The organism is Paraburkholderia phymatum (genome assembly GCF_038900715.1).
GTDB lineage: Bacteria > Pseudomonadota > Gammaproteobacteria > Burkholderiales > Burkholderiaceae > Paraburkholderia > Paraburkholderia phymatum_A.
In genome coordinates, this window is record NZ_JAYMRZ010000014.1 from 236165 (window position 1) to 242944 (window position 6780).

Here is a 6780-nt window from a genome sequence, read left to right on the forward strand (position 1 = left end):
CATGCGAGTGGCCGGCGCCGCCCCACGCGTTCTTAATGACGGATGTGCACGCTTTCATAGGGCGCATCGCACGCAATGTCGTTGAGCGAGCAACCTTCGTCCAATGTCAGTGGTTTTCCCTTCGGGAAGAAAACTGGAACACATAACGAATTGCTTCTGTCCAGACGATAGGGCGTTCACGCCCGATGGTTTGTACAGAAGTAATTCGTGCTTCAACGTAAATTTTTATCGTATCAACTACCAATCATATAGGTCGGGTGATGCGGTTGCATCACCTTCTCACTCACGCAATTGCGTGAGGGAACCTACGGAGGGTTTGTGTGTAGTGAGCGAGCGGAGCGAAGCGATCTATTAAAGAGATTATAGTAGCCGTGAGGCGGATGTAATCTCTTCCTTCTTCACTGGTGAGGGCATTTACAACCCCTCACCAGCATTCTTTTAGAGTTTATAGCAACCGGAGGCTCCTGCCGGAGGTGGATATAAACTCGATCAACCGGGACTTGGCTGGAGGCCAATCCCGGGATACTTTCTTTGGACAGGACGATACGAGCCGTTCCTGATGGGCCAGCGAGCCCAGCGAGGACGTGCATACGTGACAGTCAACTAAAGCATGGGGATCGATGCGTGACGCAATCCGCGATGTCAGCCGGACATACGCCGCCATTACTGTTGAATCGAACCAGTAGTCGGCTGGACTTGCTGATCGACGCCGACTGGTCGCCCCAGCAGGCGTTCGCCGTGTTCGAGCTGCTCAGCGATCTGCGCGCTCGCATCTGGATGCGTTATGGCGTCTAGCTACACGAGCTGATCCGCGAGCAGCGTTCGCCGCCCACCGATGCCGAAATCGACGACATCGAGGGCGGGTTCTGATCCTGCTTTACTCGCCCTGCGGCCGGCAATGCCTGCGGCGCATGGTCGAGTGTTTAACTCAACCTTGCGCCGCCGTCTGCTGTCGGATTTACGCCGCCGCCAACACGGTGCAAGGGCGAGTCCTTCGCCGCTTGCTGCTATGAGGTTTTGTGCCGACCAGTAGTGAGGTAGGTGGTACTACAGATGAATTCCGGCCCCTGGGGTCAGATTTAGCTGCGCGGCAACAGGCTGGAGAAAATCGACAGCTACCCCAAGGAAAGACGTATGACGGCGGATGCCTCCTGCAAGCTGCTCAACAAGCGAGCGTTCAAACCGGTATCAAAGCGCTGAACGCTGCCTACGAGTGCCAGCGCAGCTACGCAATCACCTTCGGCATTGAAAATTGGAACAGCCACTGCGCCGAGCCCGGCTTCCAACTCGCCTTGCGAACGATAAAAGCCATCCTTGCGGATTTTCGTCAGCACGCTCAAAAACTCCTGCCAAGTATCTCCCATGCCATTGAGGCCGATCTCCTTGGCGTGGGTTGCGTAAATCTTCTTGAGCGAGCTGCGCGGCAGGTGCGCAAGCAGAACTTTTGGGGAAGCAGCAAGGAATAAGGGGCGGGGCCGCCCGCGCCCATAAGAAAGGTGAAGATTTTTTTCCGCGCTGACGCGATGGACGTCGATGACCTGCGGCCCGGCAAACATCACACTGAGTGCCGCGTCAAACTTGGTGCTGGCCGCCAGCTTGCGCATGACCGGATCGGCCGCGAACAACACCGGGTCGGTTTGTCGCAACTGATAGTCCAGCGCGATGATGCGCCCGCCGAGGGAGTAGCGCCCCGCCGCGACTTTTTGCAATAACCCCGCCTCGACCAATTCCTTCACATAGCGGTAACCCGTGGGGCGGGAATAGCCCAAAACATCGTTGATTTTGTCCGGTTGCCAGATCGGATTTTCCTCGGTGAATAGATCGAGAATGGCAAGAACCCGGCCGGGGCTGCTCATATTAGATTCAGGTATTGAAGTTCAAAGTGAACATGATAGCGGCCTGTGGCCACCTCGTTATACACATCTCGGTTCATGCGGCCTCACTCCGAAGCGCACGTAGCGTTTCGGCGGATATGATAACGGGCTGCAAGCCCTCCCAGATCGTTTTGGCACCAGGCTCGCCGTCGCCCTTGCGCGCAAGGAAGCCGCCGAGTTGTGCCACGAGACGTAGAACTTCGTTCAGTTTTGGCTTGCCCTTGGGCATTCGCTTTTTCATCAACAGGTATCCGTTTCTCTCGCCATCTGGTGCCGCCACAAAAGGCCCGATTTGCTTCCGTTTACAACCCCCCGACCCGGCCTCACATCGCCCGCCATCCCTTGTCCACCAAGGCCTGGCGGACTTCTGTATAACTAGGTGGCCTGTGGCTGGTGCGTCGCCCTGCCGTGATTGCGAGACCAGCGAACACTATTCGCGATGAATAGTGCTTGATAGGCCGACTGAGTTCTCATTTCACACCCATGCGCTGCGCCATCTCCGCACGCCAAACCGACCGCGGTCTGAAACCCGGCAGCGTGCGGGCATGCGATTCCAGGCGCTGCATCAGCGTGCTTCTATCCTTTAGGTCGATCGCCACGCGCATGGGTTGTGAAACGTACCAAGGCAAATCGAAATAGAGCTCCAGCCGATTGCCTTCTGGGTCGGGCACATAGATGGAAAGCGCGTTGCCGTGTGTCACCGGCGTGATATTGGGCAGCTTCTCGGCCAGCAGAGTCTCGTGCATCTCGCACAGCGTATCCAAGCTGTCTGTTTTGAGGGAAATCTGGTTGATGGGATTGAAGGGCATATCGTTGGGGCGCCCCGTCAGAAGCACGATCTGGTGGTGCTCGTCCGGGTCTCGACTCAGAAACACGAGGTCCGTCATTCCGTTCGGCCCGGGCAACTGGCCTCGGTCCGTCACGGTGAAATCAAGCAGGCGGGTGTAGAAGTCTGTGACCTTCGCAATGTCGGTCACGAACATGCCGAAGTGACTGAACTTGAAGCCGGACTGCTTCGGGGTTTCCAGTGACATAGGGTTTCTCCTTGGATTGACAGTGGTCCATGGTATCAGTTTCAATCTCAATCTATGAGATTTTACAACTTATCCGAGGGGATGATTCGATGAATCAGGCGAGCTTCGAGTGGCGCAACATGTGCCCAGTGCCATTTGCAGCCAGCATCGCGATCGACGGCTACGGCTGCGGGCCGTACCCGATAGCCTTCGCAGTTGTGTTCCCTGGGCTGTTCTTTCCTAAGGGGCGACCGTCTGGTCTGGCGGTCGGGCTGGCACAGTTCTTTGGATCGCCGTGATGGCGATTCTCGCTCCAGCGCCCTGCGCCTGTTCTCCGTGTGCATCAGCGAGACGCTCCCGTCGAGCATGCGCTGTGAAAGTCGGCCGTAATCAACCATATCTCACGGTCGCAAGTCGCCTTGCTGACCCATTCGGCGACGAGGCTTTCCGCGGCCGCTCGCCAGTGTTTGCGAAGTCAATCGGTACAGCAACGAGAAAGAGGCGTGCGCTTGTGCCTCCTGTCCAGCAATGAAAAACCTTTCTGCCATGCCCCTAACCACTACTACCATTGAAACTCCGGGTGTTGACGACGTCTATTGGCGCGAGGAATACGCGCAGATCGGCGAGGACGATGCCTTTCTCGCCGAAATCGTGGCGCAAGCCGACCTGCCCTCGCTTCTCACTGCGCTCGCCGCCGTCACCGGAGACTTGTCGATGCTGCGTCCGCACCTGCGCGCGCCATTTCCTCTTGTTGATACGGTTGCGCCTGCCCATGGAGGCATGAGCGAAGCCGCGCAAATAGAAGCCCGCGCACTGGCCCTGGTTGCACTCAAGCGCGTGCGCGACGAGAGCTTGACTCGGCCACGTCCTCTTGACGATGGCGAGACACGCATCCTGATCGATTTCCTCACGAACGGTGCCGGAGATGCCGATGCTGAGATCCTCACCCACGAGATGGATCTCGCCCCGAAAAAGCTCGGCGCGCCTGGTTGGAAATTCGATAATGTGGCGGGTGATCGCCAGTTCGCTGTCGCGGTCATCGGCACCGGCATGTCGGGCATTGCCGCCATGTATCGGCTCAAGCAGGCAGGCGTGCCATTCACGGCCTTCGAGAAGAACCCCGACGTTGGCGGCGTGTGGTGGGCGAACACGTACCCGGGCGTGCGGCTCGACACGCCGACGTTCGGGTACAGCTTTTCATTTGCTCAGCGCATGGACTGGCCTCATGCGTTCGCGACCGGTGGTGAAATTGAAGACTACGCTCGCGAGGTCGTTGCGCGTGCCGGGCTTCGCGAGCACATCCGCTTCGGCACCGAGGTTGTCTCGGCCACCTGGGACGAGGTATCCGGCACTTGGGACGTGGTGACTCGTACAGGCAATGACGAGCCGGAGCATCGCCGTTTCAACGCCGTGATTTCGGCGGTGGGTCAGCTCGAGCGGCCGAATATTCCTCAGATCGAAGGGCAGAACGAATTCAGGGGCGTGCGCATGCACTCGGCCCGATGGAACCACGATGTTGACCTCCACGGCAAGCGCGTCGCGGTCATCGGCACTGGGGCAAGCGCATACCAGATCGTTCCGAACGTCGTTGATCGGGTCAAGCACCTTACCGTTTTCCAGCGATCCGGCCCTTGGATGGTTCCTGCCCCGAACTACTATGCCGACACTCCCAAGGCGCTGCGGTGGCTGAGTGACCATGTTCCATGCTATGGGCAATGGTTCCGGCTCTCGGGTTTCTTCCAGGCAGCGACCGGACGTCTGCATACCGCCGTCACCGACCCCGGTTGGACTCGAGAGGATTCGGTATCGGCAAAGAACCTGGAGGTGCGCGAAACGCTGACCGAGATCCTTCGCGAACAGTGGAAGAGCCGACCCGAACTCATCGACAAAATTGTGCCGACGTACCCGCCCGGCGGCAAGCGAATGCTGCGTGACAACGGCGTCTGGGCCGCCGCGTTGCAGCGGCCAAACTCCGCGCTTGTCACCAGTCCCATCGTCCGCTTCACGGAAACTGGCCTGGTGACTGAAGATGGCGTCGAGCATCCGGTTGACGTCGTCGTCTATGCAACAGGATTTACCGCTGCCGAGTTCCTCGATCCCATGGAGATTCGCGGTGTCTCAGGGCGGACGATCAAGGAGCAGTGGCAGGGCGACGCGAAGGCGTGGGGGGGCATCGCCGTGCCGGACTTCCCCAACTTCTATATGGTGATGGGGCCGAACACGAACTACGTCGTGCACGGCAGCCAGCACTTCATGATGGAATGTGCCGCGGAGTTCGCCGTCGAGGCGATCCATCAAACTCTTGCACGAGGCATCAACGGCTTCGAGGTAAAGCCTGAGGTTCTTGATTCTTTCGTCGAGCGCGTCGATGCCGAGAACCAGCGCCGCGCCTGGGGCCGTCCGCAGATACGCACCTGGTACAAGAACCGCTTCGGCCGGGTCTCTCAGGTATGGCCATTCAGTCACCGCGAGTACTGGCAACTTACCCATGACGTCGACTTTGACAGCGACTTCATCTCGCATTGAGCTAACAGGCCTTCGGAGCGTAGAAGAATATGGCGTTGGATAGTGTCTCGCAGGCCCTGTTGCAGTCCTGGGCCGCAGCGGCAGGGGCGAATGCGACTCCGCTATGGAAACTCGATGCCGTGCAAGCGCGGGCAGCCGCCGGACGCAGAGCGCTTCAGCATGACCCAGGGCCAGCGATGGCGCGTGCTGAGGATGTCGCGATTCCGGCGCGCGATGGTTCCTCAATTGCCGCCCGGCTGCTGGTGCCTATCCCGCGACCACGGGGCTTACTGGTGTACGTGCATGGCGGTGGCTGGGTATTGGGCGAATTGCCGGGATTTGAGGCCATCGGACGCAAGCTTGCTGCGTGCACGGGCGCGGCAGTTCTGCTGGTGGGCTACCGCCTCGCGCCTGAGCATCCGTTTCCAATTCCGCTGCAAGACACATGGGACGCGCTGCAATGGGCGAGCAAGCATAAGGTGGAGATTGCCGGGGACGAAGTCCCGCTGGTCATCGCCGGGGACAGCGCTGGCGGCAATCTGGCGGCTGTCGTCGCTCGCTGGGCGCGGGAGCGAAACAGCCCGAAGCTGGCGGCCCAAGTGCTGGTGTATCCCGTCACCGACGCGGACTTCACGCGCGCCTCGTACCAGGAGCCGGAGAACCAGACCTTCCTTCCGACGCCATCCATGGCATGGTTCTGGGATCAATACGTGGCCGATTCATCTGCACGCATGCATCCCGATGCATCTCCGCTGCGTGCCAAGGACTTGTCGGGCTTGCCTGCGGCATTCGTGGTGACAGGGCAGCACGACATCCTGCGTGATGAAGGACAGGCCTACGCCGCCGCAATGGCTGATGCTGGCGTGGAAGTGGAGCAGCATGAAATGGCAGGCCAGATGCACGGATTTTTCACCATGACAGGCATCCTGCCGGCCAGCGATCAGGTGCTGGAAAGAATAGGCGCCTTTCTTGATCGCAAATTGCTCGCATGAAGTCGCGCCATCCAACAGGCTGCCAAGCTACTCTTTCAAGCCGAGTCGTCTACAGGCACTTGATCACTTGATCGAGCGGCGGCCCTACTTGTTCGGCGCTGCCTGCGCAATCACGCCCGTGCGTTGGCGCCCGTTGATGAACGCTCTGGCGTCACGGCGCTTGTCCGGGACCAGCGTGTGCGGCGCGTGTCATCGTTGGATACCTCGCACTCGCCATGGCCATCGGCAATGGTGACCGTACTGATGGCGATCTGAGGTTGACCCGCAAAAACGGACACCTATTCTTTTTGAAGAGGAGGTGCCGAAATGGGCAAGACTCGTACACCGTACCCGCCGGAATTCCGGGCGCAGATGGTGGAATTGGTCAAGGCCGGACGCACACCGCAGGAGCTTGCG

5 protein-coding genes and 1 pseudogene are annotated in these 6780 nt (G+C 59.3%); 3 read left to right on the forward strand and 3 right to left on the reverse strand.

Annotated elements, in window-relative coordinates:
* Positions 1–624: 624 nt before the first annotated feature.
* Positions 625–795: a hypothetical protein gene (locus VSR68_RS25090; RefSeq protein WP_342942416.1), complete on the forward strand. Its 171-nt coding sequence runs from the start codon at positions 625–627 to the stop codon at positions 793–795.
* A gap of 320 nt (positions 796–1115) precedes the next feature.
* On the opposite strand, the gene VSR68_RS25095 is transcribed toward VSR68_RS25090, so the two are convergent.
* The 3 genes and pseudogenes from VSR68_RS25095 to VSR68_RS25105 all read right to left on the reverse strand — a co-directional run bounded on the left by VSR68_RS25095 (position 1116) and on the right by VSR68_RS25105 (position 2908).
* A complete protein-coding gene (locus VSR68_RS25095) occupies positions 1116–1856 on the reverse strand; it encodes an IclR family transcriptional regulator (protein WP_342942417.1) in 741 nt (246 codons plus the stop codon).
* Between the two features lie 73 nt (positions 1857–1929).
* Positions 1930–2142, reverse strand: a pseudogene (locus VSR68_RS42885) (IS4 family transposase); the annotation flags it as partial.
* Between the two features lie 202 nt (positions 2143–2344).
* The gene (locus tag VSR68_RS25105; RefSeq protein ID WP_018435827.1) at positions 2345–2908 is read right to left on the reverse strand and encodes a VOC family protein; all 564 of its coding nucleotides are present in this window, start codon (positions 2906–2908) and stop codon (positions 2345–2347) included.
* Between the two features lie 507 nt (positions 2909–3415).
* Between VSR68_RS25105 and VSR68_RS25110 the strand changes: the two genes are divergently transcribed.
* Together VSR68_RS25110 and VSR68_RS25115 are read left to right on the forward strand one after the other, a co-directional pair.
* Positions 3416–5413 carry an NAD(P)/FAD-dependent oxidoreductase gene (locus tag VSR68_RS25110; RefSeq protein WP_342942418.1) on the forward strand — a complete coding sequence of 666 codons (1998 nt, stop codon included), beginning with the start codon at positions 3416–3418 and terminating at the stop codon, positions 5411–5413.
* A gap of 176 nt (positions 5414–5589) precedes the next feature.
* Positions 5590–6384 carry an alpha/beta hydrolase gene (locus VSR68_RS25115; RefSeq protein WP_342942419.1) on the forward strand — a complete coding sequence of 265 codons (795 nt, stop codon included), beginning with the start codon at positions 5590–5592 and terminating at the stop codon, positions 6382–6384.
* The last annotated feature ends 396 nt before the right edge of the window (positions 6385–6780 follow it).